This is a genomic window from Streptomyces sp. NPDC088747, from assembly GCF_044751025.1.
Taxonomy (GTDB): Bacteria; Actinomycetota; Actinomycetes; order Streptomycetales; family Streptomycetaceae; genus Streptomyces.
Genome location: NZ_JBIVKZ010000007.1, coordinates 366,256 through 385,968, shown reverse-complemented (window position 1 = coordinate 385,968; position 19,713 = coordinate 366,256). Strand labels below are relative to the sequence as shown.

Below are 19,713 nucleotides of genomic sequence, written 5' to 3'. Positions count from 1 at the left end.
AGGCCCGGGACACGGCCCGGGGCGCCGGTGAGGTGCCGGGGGGCCGGTCAGGTGCCAGGTGGCCGGTCAGGTGGCCGCGGGGGCGTCCGCCCCCGGGCCGCCGCCCAGGCCGTGGGGGCCGGTCAGCCAGCGGATCGTCTGGATCCGCCCGTCGAGGATGTCCAGTGCCAGGGCGCTCAGGACGGTGCCGTCGCGGTCGCGGAAGACGGCTCCCGGGTGGGAGCCGACCTGCTGCGGCTCCATGGTGACGCCGATACGGACCAGGGCCGGGACGATCGCGGCGAGCATCCGGGCCACCCGTTCCGCCCCCACGATGCGCCGGGGCCAGGGCAGCGCCCTGCCGCCGCCGTCGCTCGCCATCGACACCGCGGCGGCGAGCCGGCGGCAGGCCGCCTCCGAGCAGCCCACGATCGCCGCGATCTGGGCGAGGCCGCACCCGAAGACCTCCCGCAGCACGAACACCGCGCGCTCCAGCGGGGACAGCCGCTCCAGCAGCAGCAGCGCCGCCGTCGACAGCGACTCGGCCAGCTCCGCCGGCCGTTCCATGTCCAGGTCATGGTCCAGGTCCAGGTCCTGGTAGGGGTCGCGTGCCGGCGGCCCGGGAGCCCACGGCCCGGCGTACTTCCGTCGCCGCACGCCCGCCGAGCGCAGCACGCCTGCCGAGATCCGGGTGACCTCCGCCGACAGGAACACCCGGCCCGGGGCGGGCACCGCGGGGGCGGCCTCGTAGCGCAGCCAGGTCTCGCGCACCGCGTCCTCGGCCTCGCCCGCGCTGCCCAGGATCCGGTAGGCGATCGAGAACAGCAGGGGCCGCGACTCCTCGAACTCCTCGATCCGGCTCACGCAAGCTCCTCCTGTCCCCGCTCGGATCAGACCGCCACGGCCCCCGGCTCCGGGCTCGCCGCACGCCGGGAAAGAACCGCCACCGCCTGACGCACGGTCACCTCCGGCCGTGCCGCCGTCACTTCACCGGACGCAGCACATCGGCGCCCGCCTCCCTGCCTCGCCACCGGCCGTCAGTAACGAGACGAGACAGGCCGGGCATCAGTGACACGACGAGCGAAGACATTCGCGACGAGAACGCCGCAGGGCCTGTCGTCGCGCCCGCCCGCCCCGGGGGGAGGGAGACGGGCGGGCGTGACGGCCCGCGGCCCCGCCCCGGACAGGGATGGGACCGCAAGTCCCTTACGTACTGCAGCAGTTGAAGGCGCCGCTCGGCACGGACGCGGTGCGGAGGCGGGTTCAGACAGCGCCGGCGCTCTGCAGGCTGTACGTGTCCTGCCGCTCGTGGCGGGCGGCGTACACCGCGAGGAAGGCGGCGAGCGCGCGCACCCCGCCGCCGTCCGGGCCCAGCCCGGTGAACGCGATGTGCTGCCCGAAGCCCGCCGAGAGCACACTGTGCGCCCGCAGCGCGGCGGCGGCCAGTTCACCGCACGGCCGGCGGTCATGGGCGTGGACGGGGTCGGCGCAGGTCATGGAGAGAGCCTCCGCCCAGGCCCGGGGCACGATCCCGCCATCGTGCACGGACGGCTTCGCGGCCGGTACGGCAGCGCTCATCGGCTTCTCCTTCTGTACGGGATCTCCGGCGGGTCTCCAGAGGGCTCCGGGGGTCTCCTTGCTCGGGGGCCGCCGCCCGCCCCGGCCGCCGAGGGCCCCATGCCCAGGCCGCCTGTGCGGCGGGGGTTCAGCGGCTGCGGTAGGCGACCTGGGTGGCGAGGCGGGAGAACTCGTGGCGCCAGGCCTCGTCCAGGCCCGAAGTGGCCAGCGAGGCGCAGGCCTTGTCGACCAGGCCCGCGATGGTGCGCTCGACGGTGGCCCGTACGCCGGTCTCCTCCAGGATCTTGCGCAGCAGTTCGACGTCCCACGGCTTGCCGTCCCTGCGGTCCACCAGGTCCCGCACCCGCGGGTCACGCTCCGCGGCCAGCGCCAGCAGCAGCGTCATCTTGTGCTCGGCGAAGTCCAGCCCGGTCGGCTTGCCCGCGTCCTCGGTGGAGCCGAAGGCGTCGATCAGGTCGTCGCGGAGCTGGAACGCCTCCCCCAGCGCCAGTCCGTAGCCCTCGAAGGCGGCGGCCATGTCGGGGCGGCCGGCGAGGGTGGCGCCCAGCACCAGCGGGCGGTGGATCGTGTAGCGGCCGGACTTCTGTACGGCGATCCAGCGCGAGAGCACGGGGTCGCCGACCCCCTCCGCCGCGACCACCATGTCCAGGTGCTGGCCGATGACCAGTTCGGCCCGCAGTTCGTTCCACACCCCCCGGGACAGGGCGGGGAGCTGGGCGGCCAGCTGGTCGGCGTACACGAAGGCCAGATCGCCCGCGAGGACGGCGACGCCCTCGCCGTAACGGCGGGACTCCCCCTGCCAGCCGCGCGCCCGGTGCTCGGCGGCGAACACCTCGTGGACGGTGGGTTCGCCGCGGCGCAGCGAGGAGTTGTCGGCGATGTCGTCGTGGATGAGGATGAAGGTCTGCAGCAGTTCCAGGGCGGCCGCGGCGTCGACGGCGCCCGAGGAGGCGGGGCTGCCGCCCGCGGCGAGGAATCCGCTGAGGCAGAACTTCGGGCGCAGCCGCTTGCCTCCGCTCGCGATGAACGCGGCGATGGCGTCGGCTCCTTGGGCGGCCCGGGGGTTGATGTCGAACCAGCGGGACTGTTCCTGCGCGATGAAGCTCCGCAGCCGCTCTTCGACACGGTCGAGGAGTGCGGCGCGGGTCTCCTCGATCGAGGAGAGGTCAGCGTCGTGGGGCGGGGACGTGGTCGTCATGGCAGGCCTTCTTCGCTGGATGGACGCGTCGGATCGGTGATCGGGTTCATGGGGTGCATCGGGTGCACGGGGTGCGGGCAGCCGGGCCCCGGGACGGGATGTCGCGGAACGGGGCAACGGCGGTGCGGCGCCGGTCCGTTGCCCGGTTCCGGTGCGCCGCCACGGCGCCCTACCCCGTCGTATCCGTCCTCGCCTTCCGAGCCTTCCGAGCCTTCTGAGCCTTCTGACGGCCGTGACCGCAGGGGGCAGCGCAGGCGGAGGGGACGGGGAGGAAGGAGGGGGCGGGGTGCCGCACTGTGGTGGCGCATGCCGTGGCGGGGGTCCGCGGTCCGGCGGGAGGGTTTCGGTTACGGCGTCACGGGCCGGGCACCGGCTCGGTCTCGGTTCGCGCCGACTGAGGGGCGCATACCTCGATCCGCCGTCGTACGGCGGCGGTTGAGGGCAGGAAGGACGTGCCGAGATAGTGACATGGCCGGCGTCCCCGCGCCAAGAGCACCTCTCCCCGGCCGCCCGCGGCCCGCGCCCTCTTCCGCGGACGGATGAGGGCCGCGGGCGGTCACACCTGTTCGGAGGCGGGGGCCGGAAGTGGACGGGGGGCGGGCTGCGGCACCGGCGGGGGGCCGGAGCGGCGGGCGTTCAGCGTGAGGGTGGCCACGATGCCGAGGCCGACCGGCACGGTGAGGGTGAGCAGGACCGTGGACAGCGACCAGCCCGCGTTCGCCATCAGGCCGCCGAGCAGGCCGCCGGCCACCGGGCCGAGCTTTCCCGCGCTGTTGGCCCAGCTCATGCCCGTGGCGCGGGCGGACGGCGGGTAGGCGACCGCGGCGGTCGCCTGCAGCGCGGCGTTGGCCGCCGGGAGGCACAGGCCCAGGACGAACGCCCCGGCCAGCAGCGTGGGGAACCGCTCCGCCCACAGGCCTGCCGCGGCGAAGGAGACCAGGGCCAGCCCCCACAGGCCGAGCAGCGCCCTGAGCCGGTCCAGCCGCTTGAGGGCGAAGGACACCGCGAGCTGTCCCATCAGGCCGCCCCACCCGAACACCGCGATGGCCACCGCGGCCTGTGAACCCGTCAGGCCGGTGTCGGTGCGCTCCGCCAGCAGCGGCAGATAGCTGAGGATCACGAAGACGACGCCCTGGCCCACGAAGAAGCACAGCCACAGCAGCAGGGTGGTGGGGGCGAAGTCCCGGGACAGGATGACCCGGGCCGGCGGCCGCGGCTGCCTGCGCAGCACGGTCTGCTCCAGGGCCACGCCGGACAGGTCCCGGCCCGGAGCGACCTCGGTGAGAGCCTCGCGCAGCTGCGCTGTCCGCCCGCGGGCGGCGAGCACGCTGACGGACTCCGGGACGAACCGCAGCACCGCGGGGATCAGCAGGAGCGGCGCGATCCCGCACACCGCCAGCAGCGTGGGCCAGCCGAAGGCGGGGATGAGGACGGAGGCGAGCAGCCCGCCCACCGCGGTGCCGGCCGTCACCCCGGTGAAGGCCAGCGCGACCATCTGGACCCTGCGCCCGACCGGGGTCCAGTCGGCGACCAGCGCCATCACCGTCGGCAGGACCGCGCCCAGCCCCAGACAGGCGACGATCCGCAGGCCGGTGAAGGCGACGATCTCCTGAGAGAGCGCCATAGCGGCCGTGCCCAGGCCGAAGACGGTGATGCCGGTGACGGTGACGACCTTGCGCCCGTGCCGGTCGGCGAGCGGACCGGCCACGACACCGCCGACGATCATCGCCAGGACACTCATCGTCACGGTGATGGTCACCGTGGAGGTGTCGGTCCCCCAGTCGTCCTCGATCCGGGGATAGACGAAGGCGGCGACGGCGGCGTCGAGCCCTTCGGCGATCATCATGAGCAGACCCAGCACCACGATGAGCCGCTGCCGACGGCTCATCGGACTCTGGTCGATGAACTCTTGCGGACTCAGCTTCGCTGAAGCGTCCGTGGTCATGGGCGAACCCCTTTCGTTTCGAAGGTGCGGGGAGAGCGCGGGGCGGGAGAGGTCTAGCCGGTGGTGCCCGCCGTGCCCGCCACCTGCTGGGGGGCCTCGCGGGTCCGGGGGCGGTCCTCGTCGTCCCCTGGCCGGCCGATGAGCCAGGTCAGCAGGGGGCCAGCCATCGCGGTCGTGACGACGGCCATCACCACCATGAGGGAGTAGAGGTCCTGCCCGATGAAGCCCAGTTGCAGGCCCACGTTCAGGACGATGAGCTCGGTCAGGCCGCGGGTGTTCATCAGGGTGGCGAGCGCGGCGGACTGCCTGACCGGCATCCGGTTGAGGCGGGCGGCGGCGAACGCTCCGGTGAACTTGCCGCCGACGGCCACCAGCAGGATCAGCGCCAGCGCCCCCAGCCCGCCCAGGTCCAGCCCCGAGAGATCGACCTTGAGACCGGCGACCAGGAAGAACACCGGCAGCAGCAGCGCGCCGTTCATCTGCCCGAGGCGGTCGTGCACCTCACTGCGCAGCTGCTCGCTGCCGGTGCGCGGCAGGATCATGCCGAAGAGGAAGGCGCCGAAGATGTAGTGCAGGCCCACCCACTCGGTGGCGGCGGCCGACAGCAGCAGCCCCGCCAGGACGCACGCGAACACCGTCGGGGTGAGGCGCAGTCCGGGCCTGCGGGCCGCGTAGCGGTGCAGCAGCGGGCGCACCACGAAGAGCATGCCGGCCAGGTAGGGGACGGCGAGCAGGATGTGCCACTGGTCGGCGCCGGCCGAGCCGGTGAGGGCGACCACGGCGGCCAGCACGGACCAGGCGAGGACGTCGTCGATGGAGGCGCAGGCCAGGGCGATCACACCCAGCGGAGTACGGGTCATGCGGCGGTCGGTGAGGATGCGGGCCAGCACCGGGAAGGCGGTGATCGACATGGCGATGCCCATGAAGAGCATGAACGCCGTCCGGTCACCGGTGCCGTAGTCGTCCATCAGGTAGAGCGCCAGGAGGGTGCCGAGGCCGAACGGCAGCACGATGGAGCTGAACGAGACGGTGGCCGCGAGACTTCCGCTGCCCCGGATCATCGCGGCGTCCCACTCCAGGCCGACGATGAACATGAAGACCGCGACACCGACCGCGGCCAGGGCACTGAGCAGGGGCCGGACGGTGTCCGGGAAGAGGAAGTCGGTGACCGCCCCGTGGAAGAGGGTCGGTCCCAGCGCGATGCCGGCGAGAACCTCACCGATCACCGCCGGCTGGCCCAGCCGGCGGGCCAGCGCGCCGAGCAGGCGGGCCAGGAGCACCATGACGGCGAGGCCGACGAGAAGTGACGTGGTCTGATGCGTATCCATGACATCCGTCTCCGTAGATCGCGGTCCGTCCTGTGCCCCGGTGCGGTGCGCGCGGCGCGGGCGGGCAGGGGCAGGCGGCATGAGAGGGGAAACCGGGGCAGCGCGGTAGCGCCGGGTCAGGTCCCGGCCCGCCGCCGGGCACCGGCCGCACCCCGCACCGTCGCGGGTCCGCGGCCGCGTCGCGGCGGGCCTCAACCGCGCGGCCCGACAGCACTGTCGCGCCGCGCGGTTGAGGCCCGCCAGCGTCTCCTTCGAGCCGTCAACCGATGACGGTCCAGGTGTCCTTGCCGGCGAGGAGTGCGGCGAGGTCGCCCTTGCCGTTCTGTTCGATGGCGGTGTCGAGCTGGTCGGACATCTGGGTGTCGTAGACGGGGCGTTGCACGGAGCGCAGGACGCCGATGGGGGTGTGGTGGAGGGTGTCGGGGTCGGCGAGGCGTGACAGGGCGAACGCGGTGGTGGGGGAGGCGGCGTGGGCGTCGTGGACGAGGATCTGTGACCGGTTGTCGTCCGTGACGGCCACCACCTTCAGGTCGCCGCTCGCCGGATCGCGTACGACGCCCTGGGAGTTGTCGGTGCCGAAGGTGATGGGGTGGCCGTGTTCGAGGCGGATGACGGCTTCCTGGGCCTGTTGTTTGTCCTTGAGGGCTTCGAAGGCGCCGTCGTTGAAGATGTTGCAGTTCTGGTAGATCTCCACCAGGGCGGTGCCGGGGTGGGCGGCGGCCTGGCGCAGGACGTCGGTGAGGTGTCGGCGGTCGGAGTCGACGGTGCGGGCCACGAACGAGGCTTCCGCGCCGATCGCCAGGGAGACGGGGTTGAACGGGGCGTCGAGGGAGCCCATCGGCGTCGACTTGGTGATCTTGCCGACCTCGCTGGTGGGCGAGTACTGGCCTTTGGTGAGGCCGTAGATCCGGTTGTTGAACAGGAGGATCTTCAGGTTCACGTTGCGGCGCAGGGCGTGGATGAGGTGGTTGCCGCCGATGGACAGGGCGTCCCCGTCGCCGGTGACGACCCACACGCTCAGGTCGCGTCTGCTGGAGGCCAGGCCGGTGGCGATCGCGGGGGCACGGCCGTGGATGGAGTGCATGCCGTAGGTGCTGAGGTAGTACGGGAAACGCGAGGAGCAGCCGATGCCGGAGACGAAGACGATGTTCTCCTTCGCCAGACCCAGTTCGGGCATGAAGCCCTGCACGGCGGCGAGGATGGCGTAGTCACCGCAGCCGGGGCACCAGCGCACTTCCTGGTCGGACTTGAAGTCCTTCATCGACTGCACGGCCTCGGCCTTGGGAACCAGGGACAGCGCCTCAACCGCCCCCGCCCCTGTGGCCGTCCCCGCGCCCGTGGCTGTGGCGGTGTCTTGTGAGGTGGTCGTCGTCTCAGCCATCGATGGCCTCCTTCAACGCCGTCGCGAGCTGCTCCGCCTTGAACGGCATACCGTTGACCTGGGTGAAAGGCCGGGCGTCGACCAGATAGCGGGCGCGCAGCAGTGTGGAGAGCTGGCCGAGGTTCATCTCCGGGACGACGAGGCGCTCGTAGCGCTCCAGGATCGTGCCCAGGTTGCGGGGGAAGGGGTTGAGGTGGCGCAGGTGGACCTGCGCGATCGGCTCCCCGGCCGCGCGCAGCCGCCGGACCGCCGCCGTGATCGGGCCGTAGGTCGAACCCCAGCCCAGGACCAGCGTGCCGGCCGCCCCGGAGGGGTCGTCCACGTCCAGGTCGGGGACCTCGATGCCGTCGATCTTCGCCTGGCGGGTGCGGACCATGAAATCGTGGTTGGCCGGGTCGTAGGAGATGTTGCCCGTGCCGTCCTGCTTCTCGATCCCCCCGATCCGGTGCTCAAGACCCGGCGTGCCCGGGACCGCCCACGGCCGCGCGAGGGTGAGCGGATCCCGCTTGTAGGGCCAGAACACCTCCGTCCCGTCCTCCAGAGTGTGATTGGGCCCCTGCGCGAACCGCACGGTCAGATCGGGCAGTTCCTCGATGTCCGGCACCCGCCACGGCTCACTGCCATTGGCCAGATATCCATCACTCAAAAGGAACACCGGCGTCCGGTAGGTGACGGCGATACGCGCGGCCTCGATGGCCGCCTCGAAACAGTCCGCCGGAGTCCGCGGCGCCACGATCGGCACCGGCGCCTCCCCGTTGCGGCCGAACATCGCCTGCAGCAGATCCGCCTGCTCCGTCTTGGTCGGCAGCCCCGTCGAGGGCCCGCCCCGCTGAATGTCGATCACCAGCAACGGCAGCTCCAGCGACACCGCCAGCCCGATCGTCTCCGACTTCAGCGCCACCCCCGGACCCGACGTCGTCGTCACCGCGAGGGAACCGCCGAACGCCGCACCCAGCGCCGCACCGATCCCCGCGATCTCATCCTCCGCCTGGAACGTGCGCACCCCGAAATTCTTGTGCCGCGACAACTCGTGCAGGATGTCCGACGCCGGAGTGATCGGATACGAACCCAGATACAACGGCAGATCCGCCTGCCGCGAAGCCGCGATCAGCCCGTACGACAGGGCCAGGTTCCCCGAGATGTTGCGGTAGGTGCCCGGCGGGAACGTCTGAGCGGCCGGGGCGACCTCGTAGGAGACCGCGAAATCCTCCGTCGTCTCACCGAAGTTCCAGCCCGCCCGGAACGCCGCCAGGTTCGCCGCCGCGATCTCCGGCTTCTTCGCGAACTTCGCCGCCAGGAACCGCTCCGTCCCCTCCGTCGGCCGGTGATACATCCACGACAACAACCCCAGCGCGAACATGTTCTTGCTCCGCTCCGCCTCCTTACGCGACAGATCGAAACCCTTCAACGCCTCCACCGTCATCGTCGTCAACGGCACCGGATGGACGCTGAACGCGTCCAGCGAGCCGTCCTCCAGCGGATTCGCCGCGTAGTCGACCTTCGCCATCGCCCGCCTGGTGAACTCGTCCGTATTGACGATGATCTCCGCACCACGCGGCACATCCGCGATGTTCGCCTTCAACGCCGCCGGGTTCATCGCCACCAGCACATCCGGCGCGTCGCCGGGGGTGAGGATGTCGTGGTCGGCGAAATGCAACTGAAAAGACGAAACGCCCGGCAGGGTTCCTGCGGGCGCCCGGATCTCGGCGGGAAAGTTCGGAAGAGTCGAGAGGTCGTTGCCGAACGACGCCGTCTCGGAGGTGAACCGGTCCCCCGTGAGCTGCATCCCGTCACCCGAGTCACCCGCGAACCGGATGATCACCCGGTCCAGCCGGCGGACGTCCTTGGGCGGGTGCGGCCCGGCTGCGGTGGTGGTGTCGGTGTGCTCGGCTGGACTGCTGACCTGGCTGGTCACTGAACTGGACCTCCATCGAGGCGGCGGGGCGGGGCTGTTGGGCCCTGCCCTCCCTTGTTCGTGGGCGCGTGTGCGGCAGGGGGCGGGCAGCGAAACGGCCGGCGGCGCCCGGGACTTGCCCGGGTGCCGCCGGCCGTGGGTCCGGCAGGCCTGGTTCGGTGCCTGTCAGGCGGTTTCGGTCTGTACGGCCGGGGCCTGCGCGGGGGCCTCGGGTACGGGCAGGGGGCCGCGGCGCAGCAGCAGGCCGGCGATGACGGCGCCGCCGGCGAAGATGGCGGCGCACCACCAGAACACGGTGGTGTAGCCGTCGATCGAGGCGAGCTGGAGCTGCTCGGGTGTGGGCCGGCCCTTGGTGTTGTCCGTCAGCCAGTTGGTGACGGCGGTGGCGGCGATGGTGTTGAGCAGGGCGGTGCCCAGGGCGCCGCCGAGCTGCTGGCCGGCGCTGATGCAGGCCGAGGCGATGCCCGAGTCGCGGGTCTCCACGCCGGAGGTGCCGGTGGTGAGGGCGGCGGCGTAGATGAGGCCCATGCCGAGGCCGACGACCACGAGGGGGCCCAGGAGGTCGGAGGCGTAGCCGGAGTCGACGCTGATGCCGGTGAGCCAGGCCATGCCGGCGGCGCTGACCAGGAGGCCGCCGGAGATCAGGGGCTTGGGGCCGTACTTGGGCATCAGCTTGGTGGCGCCGAGGCCGGCTCCCAGGGTGGTGGCGACGATCATCGGGAGCAGGGCGACGCCGGAGGTGATCGCCGAGTAGTCCAGGGTGAGCTGCATGTAGTAGATGAGGAAGAGCAGGATGCCGAACATGCCGGTGCCGACGAGCAGCACGGTGAGGTAGGCGCCGCCGCGGTTGCGGTCCAGGACGATGCGGGGCGGCAGCAGCGGGGAGGCGGTGCGGGTCTGCCAGAGGGCGAACAGGACCAGCAGGACGCCGCCGGCCACGAGGTAGCCCCAGGTGGAGGGGGTGCTCCAGCTCTCCTCGGCGGCGTTGGAGAGGCCGTAGACGAGGCAGAACATGCCGCCGGAGGCCAGCAGGACGCCGGGGATGTCCATGCGTCCGCCGGTCTTGGGCTCCCGCTTGAGCAGGAGGGTGCCTCCGACGAGGGAGACGGCGGCGAAGATCAGGTTGACGTACAGGCACCAGCGCCAGTCGAAGGCGGAGGTGAGGGCGCCGCCGATGATCAGTCCGAGGCCGGCGCCGCTGGCGACGACTCCGCTGAAGATGCCGAAGGCTTTGCCCTTCTCCTTCGGGTCGGTGAAGGTGGTGGCGAGCAGGGCCAGGCAGGCGGGGGCGAGCATGGCGGCGAAGACGCCCTGGCTGGCGCGGGCGGTGACCAGCATGCCGAAGCTGTTGGAGGCGCCGCCGACGGCGGAGGCGATCGCGAAGCCGGTGAGCCCGATGAGGAAGCTCTCCTTGCGGCCGATCAGGTCGGACAGGCGTCCGAAGAACAGCAGCAGGCCGCCGAAGGACAGGGCGTAGGCGGTGACGATCCACTGTCTGTCGGCGTTGCTGAAGTCCAGGGTTTCCTGCGCCGTGGGGAGGGCGAGGTTCATGACGGTCAGGTCGAGGCCGACCATGAGGTACGCGGAGCAGATGACGGCGAGGATCAGCCACCGCTTCGGGTCGCCGGCCGCCCCTGAACTCGGCCCTGCCGCGGGGGCTGCGTTTTGTGTTGCCATGAACAATTCTCCTTGTTCCATCGAACGGGGTGAGGCGTCATCCCTTATGACGAGACACGGGCGCTGACTTGTGACATCGCGTCCTGCGGTGCGGCAAGTCGCTGTCCGTGCCGGGCCGTTGATGGTGCCGGTCGCGTGTCGGCGTACGAGGGGGGGCGGCGGCGGGCCGGGTGCGGGGCCCGCCGCCGGCGGGGGGTCAGTCCTGGACGTCGCCGTTGATGTGGCGCTGGAGGAAGTCGTGGGCCAGGTCGCCGAACTGGGCGCCGAACTCGATGGAGGTGTCCACGGTCGCGGTGAAGTGGACGCCGCCCCACACGCGGCTGCGGGCGCAGTCCTGCTCGAAGTCGGTCCAGGTGTCCCAGCGCAGTTCGGTGTCGGCGGCGGGGGTGAGGCCGGGCTCGGTGCGGGTGGAGCCGGCCGGCAGGGTGGACTTCCAGTTCAGGACGTCGTCGCCGAGGAAGCGGCGGGAGGCCTGGGCCTGGGAGGAGATGAGGATGGTGGAGCCGGAGGGGTAGTCGGGGTGGTCCCCGGCCGGCAGGTAGCTGGCCCACTCGTTGGCGGGCAGGTCGCTGACGGTGCCCTTGCCGGGGCCGCCCCAGGCGGTCACCGGGCTGTTGCCGTAGACGTGGCGGACGGCGCTGACGGGCCTCGGGGCCTCGTGCTTGCGCTTGTGGTGCCAGGCGGCGATCAACGCGTCGAAGCGGGCCACGGAGGTCACCGTGAACAGGTGGCACCAGCCGTCCAGGTCCAGGTCGTGGGCCTCGGCGGCGGCGCGCGGCGAGAGGGTGTGGCCCATCAGCTTGTTGTCGAAGAACTCCGCCTTGACCTTCTGCTCGTCGGTCAGGGCGGCGGACGCGGCGAGGACCTCGTCGACGGCGCTCTTGTAGGCGGCGGCGTCGGTGTGGTCGGTGTGGCCGGGGGTGTCGAGCTTGAACTGGGCCGGGTCCTGGAAGGTGTGGGCGGTGACCCGCTCGAGCTGGGGGGTGACGAAGTTCTGGACGACGAAGACGCCCATGTCGCCGGGGCCGCCGCCGACGCGGCGGCGGTGGGGGCCGACGGCCGGCTGCCAGCGTGAGGGGTCGGCGAGTTCGTAGGCGCTGTTCACGGGCTGGTAGCCGGTGTAGTCCTCGAAGGGGCGGCCGTTGTAGGTGCGGCCCTCGTCGCCCAGGAAGTTGAGGCCGTCGCGCAGGCGGGCCTCGACGATCGCCTTGCCGGCGATGTTGCCGATGCCGATGGGGGTGGTGGGGTCCTGGGAGTCGTCGTCGGGGTCGAGGCCGACGGCGAGCATTCCCTGGCGCATGACCAGCGCCCGCTCCTCGAACACGGCCCTGACGACCTGGTAGGAGGCGTAGAGGCCGGCGATGTTCTTGTTCCTGTTGGTGGCGGCCTCGCTCGCGGGGCGGCGGGCTATGCGGGAGTACAGGCCGACGGCGGTGGGGTGGTAGGGCGCCATCGCGTCGAACCAGGAGATCTGGAACAGGTGGGTGATCCAGATGTAGATGGTCGCGTCGTTGGGGCCGATGCCGCTCTCCGGGGGAAAGGCCCCGCCGGCGTTGGTGGTGACCAGGTCGCGGATGAAGTTGCCGTTGTCGAAGTCGAAGCCGATGCCGGCGGGGGGCTTCGCGGCCGGGCCGCCCGCCTTGGCGGCGGCGGGTGTTGCGGGGTGGCCCACGGACGTCGTCATGGGTGTGTCCTTTCTTCAGGAAGAGGGTTCAGCGGTCCAGGGCGGGGCGCGGTGGGCCGACCATGGCCTGGAGGAGCAGGGTGGAACAGGGTGGAGCGGGGTGGAGCGGGCGGGCGCCGGGATGCCTGCCGTGGAGCCGGGGCGTCCGCAACAGAGCCGGGGGCGCCGCAGCGCCGGGGGCTGCCGGGGGGTCAGTCGCGGGCGGCCGTCAGGGTCTTCAGCTGCTTGGGCGAGATCTGGTAGTACGAGCCGAGGTCGAGGCGTTCTTCCTCGTGCGACCACTTGACGACCGACGCGCGGACGCGCTCGCCGGCGTACCGGTGCGGGGCGTTGTGCATGAACTGCTCGATTCCCGGTTCCAGCTTGGCGGGCAGCGCCGACAGGTCCAGTCCGGGGCGCGGCTGGGGGGCGAAGGAGATCCGCTGGATCTTCGGGGATTCCCAGCTGAGCGTGGTGTAGATGCGGTACGAGGTGCAGGCGTATTCGAGTATCTGCTCGTCGGGTTCCGGCAGTCCGATTTCGCGGAGGATGGACCGGACGGATTCCGGGTCCAGGTTTCCGGCGGAGGGGAGCTGGAAATACACGTTCATGGTGCGGTGCTGGTAGTCGATCCCGATCACCGCGGTGCCGTCCAGGCCGTGGCGGGCGAAGAAGTCCGCGTTCTGGGCCAGGGCGGGCGGCACGGACGGAATGGCCGCGAGCTGCGCCACCGTCTGGAGTTCGGGGAAGAGCGCGTAGATCTTCTTGAAGCCGCCGGCGACGCCGCAGTCGATGGCGTACAGGCCGATGGAGACGCGCTCCTGGATGTCGGAGAGCAGCGTGGAGACGGGGTGGTCCGTCGGTGCCACGAAGCCGTTCGCGACGGCGCGGGCGTAGGGGTCGCCGATTCCCGACACCTGGACGGTGTATTCGAGTTCGCCGGCCTGGCTCTCGCCGGTCTGGGCGCTGAAGACGATTCCGCTGTCCGCCGTTATCGCGTCCTCGTAGGCGGCGAGAATCGGCCAGACCTCGTCGCGCGGGCAGGCCGCGCCCACCAATCGGGCCGATTCCTCAATGGCCGAGTACAGTTCCTCTGCCTCAGTGCCACCGGACATCCGTCCTCCAAAGCAGTCAGCGTGGGCAAGTGTTCTGGCGGGGAATTCCGAAACTCTGTATGGGAACTCTGTATGGGGTGTTCCGTTTTCCCGGGACCTGAATAAAACCGCTTGGACCGTATTGTTTGCGGGCTCGGGGCGGGGACGCAAGGCCGGTCGGCTGTGTCGAGCCTTGTCCTCCAGCGGAGTTCAAGGGGCCGGGAGATCGTCCTGGACGGCTTCGCGAGCCGCGGGGCGCCGACCACGGCGGAGCCCCCGGGGCCGTCAGGGGCCGGGGCTCCGCCGCACCGTGCCGGGGGACGGCCGGTGGCTCAGGTGGGGTAGATGCCGTAGCGCCGGTCCCGGCCGCGGAGGTCGCGCAGGGCGGCGTCGAAGTCGTCGCGGGTCATGTCGGGCAGCAGCTGGTTGGAGAAGAACATCTCGGCGAAGGGCGACATCAGCGGGAAGAAGGACGACATGCGGTAGGAGTCGCCCATCCGGATGAGGTAGTCGACCGGCTCCGGCACGTAGGCGTTCTCGGTCAGGATCTCCTCGGTCAGCTCCGGGATCTTCCCGTTGAACTTGTTGAAGATGCCGATCACTTCGTGGGAGAGGGACATGCCCAGGATGTAGTGGAGGGTGAACCCCGAGCCCTTGTCCGACTTGTCGCGCAGGACCTCCAGCTCCGTGAGCCAGCTCTCGGGCACCACCTCGAGCGTCCCGGAGAAGTCGAAGTTGAGGCTGTCGTGGGTGCGGCGCACCACCTCGGTGAACGCGTTCATGGCGGTTTCCACCGCGGCGGCGGAGCGGCTGTAGTTCGCGACGGAGGAGACCGTGATGTAGAGCGTGGTGAAGCCCTCCTCCCGGGACCACTCCACGAACTCGCCGATCTTGTCCGTCATGGCCGCGTAGCTGTCGTCGAGAGAGACGCCGTGCTCCTTGGACCAGCGGCGCATTCCGTCCGGCAGCAGCATCAGGTTGCTCACCGTGATCTCCTTCGGTTACGTGATCTGTCGTTTCGGCAGGGGCCGGCGCGGACGCCGGCGCGGCGGGAGGGCCGGGGGCCGCCGCCGGGACGGCCGGGGGCTGCCCGGGGCGGCGGCGCAGGCCCACGGGTGACGGCGCCGGTGGGGGCGCCGTCAGGTCCGGGCCGGTGAGGGGGGCGTGGCCGTTCAGGCGACCTTCGTCGCGGACAGGATGGCCTGGACGGGGATGACGTCCGGCGGGATCTCGGAGGAGTCCTTGGTGACGGCCTTGGTGAGCTTGAAGCCGCACTCCTCCAGCCAGCGCTCGTAGGTCGACAGCTTCTGCGGTCCGCCCTGGCCCATGGTGCAGCCGATGAAGAAGGCCGGGAAGAAGTCGACGTTGTAGTTGTCGGTGTCCTTGATGTTCTCCGGGTAGACCGGCACCAGGATGTTGACCTGGCCGCCGACCTCGAGGGACTTGTTGACGCCCTGGAGGATCCGGAACACGTCGTCCTTGTCGAACATGTCGAGGAAGTGCTTGATCAGGACGATGTCGAAGCCCTGGGGGATCTCGTCGAAGACGTTGCCGCCGATGAAGGAGAGGTGCTCCTCAAGGCCCGCGGCGCGGAAGTTCTCCAGCGCCTTGGTCTCCTTGTCCGGCAGGTCGAAGGTGGTCACCTTCAGGCCGGGCGAGGGCTTGTGGCGGTAGGTGTGGATCGCCCCTAGGCCGGTGTTGCCCGCGACGTCCAGGACCCGGGCGCCGGAGGGGATGTCGACGTTGGCGAAGAACCAGGGGTCGATGTTGGCGGTGACGTTGTTCATCAGGGTGAGCCAGGAGTCGTTGAGGTCCTGGTGGTCGGCGACGGCGTCGTAGAGGGTGCCCTCGGCTCCGTAGAGCTCCTTGAGGCCCACGACGGTGCCGGTGCGCGCGCTCTCGGTGAGGTAGAACAGCTGCCGCAGCGCGGTGACCTTGATGAGGTTCATGTAGGCGAGCGCCCGCTTGATGTCGCGCTCGGCGACCTCGCCGAGGGCGTCCAGGGAGTAGGCGGCGGTGTCCTCGTCGTAGGCGACGAAGCCCTCCTTGACGAGGAGGAAGAGGAGCTGCTCCACGGCGTCCGGCTTGGCGCCGACGGCGGCGCCGAGCTCGGCGGCGGTCAGGTCCGGGGTGTCCCGGAGCTGGTCGATGAGGCCGAGTTCGAAGCAGGACAGCAGGCTCATGAACCGCGAGGGTCCCACCATGTATTCGCGAAAACGGGCGAGCGTGGCTTCCGATGACAAGGCGTTAGCCCCTTTCAGGTTCAGACCGGTCGGGTTGGGTCCCACCGCCGTGGCGGTGGGCTGGTCACGGGTCACGCACGCTCTCCGGGCCGCTGGGCGAAGCGGGCGGCCAGCGCCAGGCGCTGGACCTTCAGCGTGGCGGTGCGGGGCAGTTCGGCCTGCGGGATCTGGACCGGGTCGGCGAGCTGGGGGAAGGCGGCGACCGCGGCGCGCCAGCGGCCGGCGTCCAGCGGCTTGTCGTCGACGGTGCAGATGACCGGGACGGGCTCGGAGTTGGGGCCCTGCACGACGACGAGTTCGCTCAGTTCGCTCAGCTTGCTCAGGACGACGTCCTCGACCTCCAGGGAGCTGCGCACCCCGGGGATCATGTCGACCTCGCGGTCGAGCATGTGCAGGCAGCCCAGGCGGGTGCGGTAGCCGACGTCGCCGGTGCGCCACCAGTGGCCGTTGCGGTTGGTGTCGTAGCGGTCCTGCTCGGCGAAGTAGGTCTTGGCCAGGCCGTCCCAGGCGACCTCGATGAAGCCGGGGTTCTTCTCGGACGGCGTCTTGCCGTTGCGGCCGACCACGCGGATCTTCGCGGCGCCCCTGGGCATGGCCCAGCCCACGCAGCGGCCGTTGGCCTTGTGGGCGGAGTTGCGGAAGTAGGCGCGGCCCACGGCCGGGCCCACCTCGCTCTGCCCGTAGATCTGGAAGAAGAGGGCGCCGCGCCGGTCGGAGGCCTTCAGCAGCCGGCTCATGGTGCGGGGGTGGATGGCGTCGAAGGTGCTGCTGAAGACCTTGACCGAGGCGAAGGGGCGGCGGGGGTCCTCGGCGAGTTCCTCCCACTCCATCAGGGAGTTGGGCAGGGCCTCCACGAACGCCGGGCGGTGGCGGGCGAACTGCTCGGCGACGTCGGCGGGGTCGGACTCCCGCAGGAGCAGCACCGGCCACTCCTTGAGGAGGGCCAGGGTCATCGCCGCGACCATCCGCGAGTGCACGAAGGGGATGTGGATCGCGGCGGTCTCGCGCTTGCGGATCAGGGACAGCAGCCGCCGCTGCGGGATGAGCCGGCGGCCCTGGGTGCGGGGGGTGTGCACCACGAGTTTGGGGATGCCGGTGGTGCCGGAGGTGTGGGTGATCACGGCGGCCTCGTCGATCGGCCGGACCACCGGCGCGACGCGCGGGGAGCCGGCGAGCGCGGCGAGGGACTGGGTGCCGGGCCATTCGCCGGACGCGGTGATCACCCGGGCGGTGAGGTCCGCCAGCGGGACCTCCTTCAGGAGGCCGAGCTTGGGCTCGTCGGTGACCAGGGTGGGGTGGTCGACCCGCTTGAGCAGGGCGGCCACGGTCGCGGCGTCCAGGGCGGGCGAGAGGTTCACCGGGACCGCGCCGATGCGGGAGGCCGCGGCGGCGAGCATCCACAGGTCGGCGTTGGCCCTCTTGTAGAGCACGACGCGCTCGTCGGGCCGGACCCCGGCCGCCCACAGGCGGCCCGCCAGGTCGTCGACGTGCTCGGCGTACTCCGCCACCGTCAGGTGGCGCCCCGCGCCGGGGAAGATGTCCAGGTCGTGGTCGAGGGTGATCGGCGTCGACCCGTTCACGGCCGCGGCCATCTCCGGCAGCAGGCCGATGTGAAGACCGCGCTTCTGTATCGATTTATAGGCTGTTGAGCCCTTCATGGGGACTGTCTCCTTTGGGGCACGCGGCGAGGTCGACGACGCGTCGGGCGGCGTCCGGGAGGGAGCCGGCCGGCGTCAGGGCGGCGCGCGGGCGCTGAGGGGCGCCGGCGCCGTGGGGGTGGCTGTCGGGCACGACCCCGCCCCGGGCCGGTGGCGGGGGGCGGGGCGTGCCCGCGGGGCCGTGGCGCCGGGCCGGGCCGGCGGGGGCCCGTCCCGGCCCGGCGTCACGGAGCTCGGGGCGGTGGTGCGCGCCGGCGGGCCGGCGGCGGGTGGGTCAGGCGGCGCGCCGGGCGGAGGTGGCGTGGGTGCGCAGCGCGCGCCGGACGACGTCGGCGACCCGTTCGGTCTGGGCCTCGGTCAGTTCGGCGTGCATGGGGATGGCGAGGTTGCGGGCGAAGAGGTCCGCGGAGACCGGGCAGGTCTGCTGGGTGCGGAAGACGGGCTGCACGTGGGTGGCCCAGGTGCCGTGGCCGCAGCCGATGCCCTGGGCGCGCAGCTCGGTGGCCAGGCCCGCGCGGTCCACGCTCTCGTGCAGTGTCACGACGTAGGACTGCCAGGCGTGGGTGCGGTCCTCGGGGACGTGCGGGAGGGTCAGGAGGTCCTCGCCGGCGAAGAGTTCGGCGTAGCGGGCGGCGACGGCGCTGCGGCGCCGCAGGAGTTCGCCGATGCGGCCGATCTGGACCTGGAGGATCGCCGCGGCGATGTCGGACAGCTTGAAGTTGTAGCCGATCTCGGTGAATTCGGGGATCGGCAGGCCGATGATCTGGGCCTGGTCGAAGATGCTGCCGATGCCGAAGGAGGACCGCAGCCGGGCGTCGGCCGCGACGGCCGGGTCGGTGGCGATCAGTGCGCCGCCCTCGCCGCTGGTGGCTCCCTTGCGTCCGTGGAAGGACAGGCAGGCCACCTCGGCCAGTGCTCCCGCCTCGCGTCCCTGGTAGGTGGCGCCCACCGCGCAGGCGGCGTCCTCGACGAGGAACAGGCCGTGGCGGTCGGCGATCTCCTGCAGCGGTGCGTAGTCGGCGGGCAGGCCGACGGTGTCGACCGCGATCACGCCCACGGTCTTGTCGGTGACGAGGTCGGCCACCGCCTGCGGGTCGATGGTGCCGGTGTCGGGCCGCACGTCGGCGAAGACCGGGACGGCGCCGACGTAGCGCACCGCGTGGGCGGGCGCGGGGAAGGTGTAGTCGGCGACGATGACCTCGTCGCCGGGCTTGACGCCCAGGGCCAGCATGGCCAGGTGCAGCGCGGCGCCGCAGTTGCTGACCGCGACCGCTCCCCCGGCTCCGTAGCGCTGTGCCAGCTGGGCCTCCAGGGCTTTGCCCCGGGGTCCCTGGCCGGCCGGCCAGCCCGAGGCGAACACCTCGGCGACCGCTGCCAGTTCCTGCTCGCCCAGGCTCGCGTGCACCAGGGGAATCGTGTCCACCGTCGTCATCTCCCTATGCCTCACGCTCGGTTGCCGGGGTGGCGTCCACCAGGACGGGCGGGTCGAAGCGCATCGGGGTGATCTGGCTGACGTCGTAGCGCTTGCGCATCTCCTCCACCGCCGCGGGGTCCACCGTCCGGCCGGTCGACCAGATCTGGGTGATCTCCTCGAAGTAGTGCTCGTGGTCGGGCGAGGGGTAGCTCTGGAACAGCATGCGGGTGGGCTCATCGGTGGGGTTGCGGAAGGCGTGCGGGGTGCCCGGGGGCACGAACATGCAGCTGCCCGCGCCCGCCCGCACCACGCGGTCCCCGCCGGCGGACTCCCAGTGGTGCCAGGTGTCCCCGGTGCGCTCGGCCGGCTCGAACGCCAGGAGTTCCAGCTCGCCTTCGAGGATGTAGAAGAACTCCTGCGACTCGTTGTGCACGTGCGCCCCGACGTCGAACCCGGGCGGCACCACCACCTCGAAGATGGATATGGAGGAGCCCTGCGCGGCGGTGGCCTTGAAGGTCACCTCCTGCGCCTTGGTGGTCAGCTTCCGCCCCTCACCGGCAGGCGTGATCAGGGTAGTCATACGATTCGCATCCTTTTGTCCGTACGAAACTGGGGCTGGTGGCGGATTCGGGGCGCCCGG

At 71.3% G+C, this 19,713-nt stretch carries 15 protein-coding genes; all 15 read right to left on the bottom strand.

The window, feature by feature from the left end; all coding sequences use genetic code 11:
• Positions 1–66: 66 nt before the first annotated feature.
• The 15 genes from ACIP79_RS19680 to ACIP79_RS19610 all read right to left on the bottom strand — a co-directional run bounded on the left by ACIP79_RS19680 (position 67) and on the right by ACIP79_RS19610 (position 19,653).
• Positions 67–843: a sigma factor-like helix-turn-helix DNA-binding protein gene (locus tag ACIP79_RS19680; RefSeq protein ID WP_401224883.1), complete on the bottom strand. Its 777-nt coding sequence runs from the start codon at positions 841–843 to the stop codon at positions 67–69.
• A gap of 399 nt (positions 844–1,242) precedes the next feature.
• Positions 1,243–1,557 (bottom strand): hypothetical protein, encoded by a 315-nt coding sequence (locus ACIP79_RS19675; RefSeq protein ID WP_401224880.1) that lies wholly within the window; start codon positions 1,555–1,557, stop codon positions 1,243–1,245.
• A gap of 127 nt (positions 1,558–1,684) precedes the next feature.
• Positions 1,685–2,755 carry a polyprenyl synthetase family protein gene (locus ACIP79_RS19670; protein WP_401224877.1) on the bottom strand — a complete coding sequence of 357 codons (1,071 nt, stop codon included), beginning with the start codon at positions 2,753–2,755 and terminating at the stop codon, positions 1,685–1,687.
• A 556-nt stretch (positions 2,756–3,311) separates the two neighbouring features.
• Positions 3,312–4,700, bottom strand: a complete 1,389-nt coding sequence (locus ACIP79_RS19665; RefSeq protein WP_401224875.1) for an MFS transporter — start codon at positions 4,698–4,700, stop codon at positions 3,312–3,314.
• A gap of 53 nt (positions 4,701–4,753) precedes the next feature.
• Positions 4,754–6,028, bottom strand: coding sequence for a cation:proton antiporter (locus ACIP79_RS19660; RefSeq protein ID WP_401224872.1), 1,275 nt, complete (start codon positions 6,026–6,028; stop codon positions 4,754–4,756).
• Between the two features lie 259 nt (positions 6,029–6,287).
• Complete coding sequence (locus ACIP79_RS19655; protein WP_401224869.1) at positions 6,288–7,409, bottom strand: 2-oxoacid:ferredoxin oxidoreductase subunit beta; 1,122 nt, start codon at positions 7,407–7,409, stop codon at positions 6,288–6,290.
• Positions 7,402–9,324: a 2-oxoacid:acceptor oxidoreductase subunit alpha gene (locus tag ACIP79_RS19650; RefSeq protein ID WP_401224867.1), complete on the bottom strand. Its 1,923-nt coding sequence runs from the start codon at positions 9,322–9,324 to the stop codon at positions 7,402–7,404. Before ACIP79_RS19650 ends, ACIP79_RS19655 begins: the two co-directional genes overlap by 8 nt.
• A 165-nt stretch (positions 9,325–9,489) precedes the next feature.
• Positions 9,490–11,001: an MFS transporter gene (locus ACIP79_RS19645; protein WP_401224865.1), complete on the bottom strand. Its 1,512-nt coding sequence runs from the start codon at positions 10,999–11,001 to the stop codon at positions 9,490–9,492.
• A gap of 196 nt (positions 11,002–11,197) precedes the next feature.
• The gene (locus ACIP79_RS19640) at positions 11,198–12,685 is read right to left on the bottom strand and encodes a vanadium-dependent haloperoxidase (protein ID WP_401224863.1); all 1,488 of its coding nucleotides are present in this window, start codon (positions 12,683–12,685) and stop codon (positions 11,198–11,200) included.
• 191 nt (positions 12,686–12,876) lie between these two features.
• A complete protein-coding gene (locus ACIP79_RS19635; protein WP_401224862.1) occupies positions 12,877–13,779 on the bottom strand; it encodes an aromatic prenyltransferase in 903 nt (300 codons plus the stop codon).
• Between the two features lie 311 nt (positions 13,780–14,090).
• The gene (locus ACIP79_RS19630) at positions 14,091–14,744 is read right to left on the bottom strand and encodes an undecaprenyl diphosphate synthase family protein (RefSeq protein ID WP_401224860.1); all 654 of its coding nucleotides are present in this window, start codon (positions 14,742–14,744) and stop codon (positions 14,091–14,093) included.
• 186 nt (positions 14,745–14,930) lie between these two features.
• Complete coding sequence (locus tag ACIP79_RS19625) at positions 14,931–15,941, bottom strand: methyltransferase (RefSeq protein WP_383685991.1); 1,011 nt, start codon at positions 15,939–15,941, stop codon at positions 14,931–14,933.
• A 131-nt stretch (positions 15,942–16,072) separates the two neighbouring features.
• The gene (locus ACIP79_RS19620; RefSeq protein WP_401224857.1) at positions 16,073–17,659 is read right to left on the bottom strand and encodes a class I adenylate-forming enzyme family protein; all 1,587 of its coding nucleotides are present in this window, start codon (positions 17,657–17,659) and stop codon (positions 16,073–16,075) included.
• Positions 17,660–17,933: 274 nt separating this feature from the next.
• Positions 17,934–19,082 carry a DegT/DnrJ/EryC1/StrS family aminotransferase gene (locus tag ACIP79_RS19615; protein ID WP_401224854.1) on the bottom strand — a complete coding sequence of 383 codons (1,149 nt, stop codon included), beginning with the start codon at positions 19,080–19,082 and terminating at the stop codon, positions 17,934–17,936.
• A gap of 13 nt (positions 19,083–19,095) precedes the next feature.
• Complete coding sequence (locus ACIP79_RS19610; RefSeq protein WP_383685984.1) at positions 19,096–19,653, bottom strand: cupin domain-containing protein; 558 nt, start codon at positions 19,651–19,653, stop codon at positions 19,096–19,098.
• Positions 19,654–19,713: the final 60 nt, after the last annotated feature.

Bases quoted from the DNA above. Each gene is read 5' to 3' on its own strand.
- ACIP79_RS19675 (WP_401224880.1), bottom strand. From the start codon at position 1,557: ATGAGCGCTGCCGTACCGGCCGCGAAGCCGTCCGTGCACGATGGCGGG.
- ACIP79_RS19670 (WP_401224877.1), bottom strand. From the start codon at position 2,755: ATGACGACCACGTCCCCGCCCCACGACGCTGACCTCTCCTCGATCGAG.
- ACIP79_RS19665 (WP_401224875.1), bottom strand. From the start codon at position 4,700: ATGACCACGGACGCTTCAGCGAAGCTGAGTCCGCAAGAGTTCATCGAC.
- ACIP79_RS19660 (WP_401224872.1), bottom strand. From the start codon at position 6,028: ATGGATACGCATCAGACCACGTCACTTCTCGTCGGCCTCGCCGTCATG.
- ACIP79_RS19655 (WP_401224869.1), bottom strand. From the start codon at position 7,409: ATGGCTGAGACGACGACCACCTCACAAGACACCGCCACAGCCACGGGC.
- ACIP79_RS19645 (WP_401224865.1), bottom strand. From the start codon at position 11,001: ATGGCAACACAAAACGCAGCCCCCGCGGCAGGGCCGAGTTCAGGGGCG.
- ACIP79_RS19640 (WP_401224863.1), bottom strand. From the start codon at position 12,685: ATGACGACGTCCGTGGGCCACCCCGCAACACCCGCCGCCGCCAAGGCG.
- ACIP79_RS19635 (WP_401224862.1), bottom strand. From the start codon at position 13,779: ATGTCCGGTGGCACTGAGGCAGAGGAACTGTACTCGGCCATTGAGGAA.
- ACIP79_RS19625 (WP_383685991.1), bottom strand. From the start codon at position 15,941: ATGAGCCTGCTGTCCTGCTTCGAACTCGGCCTCATCGACCAGCTCCGG.
- ACIP79_RS19620 (WP_401224857.1), bottom strand. From the start codon at position 17,659: ATGAAGGGCTCAACAGCCTATAAATCGATACAGAAGCGCGGTCTTCAC.
- ACIP79_RS19610 (WP_383685984.1), bottom strand. From the start codon at position 19,653: ATGACTACCCTGATCACGCCTGCCGGTGAGGGGCGGAAGCTGACCACC.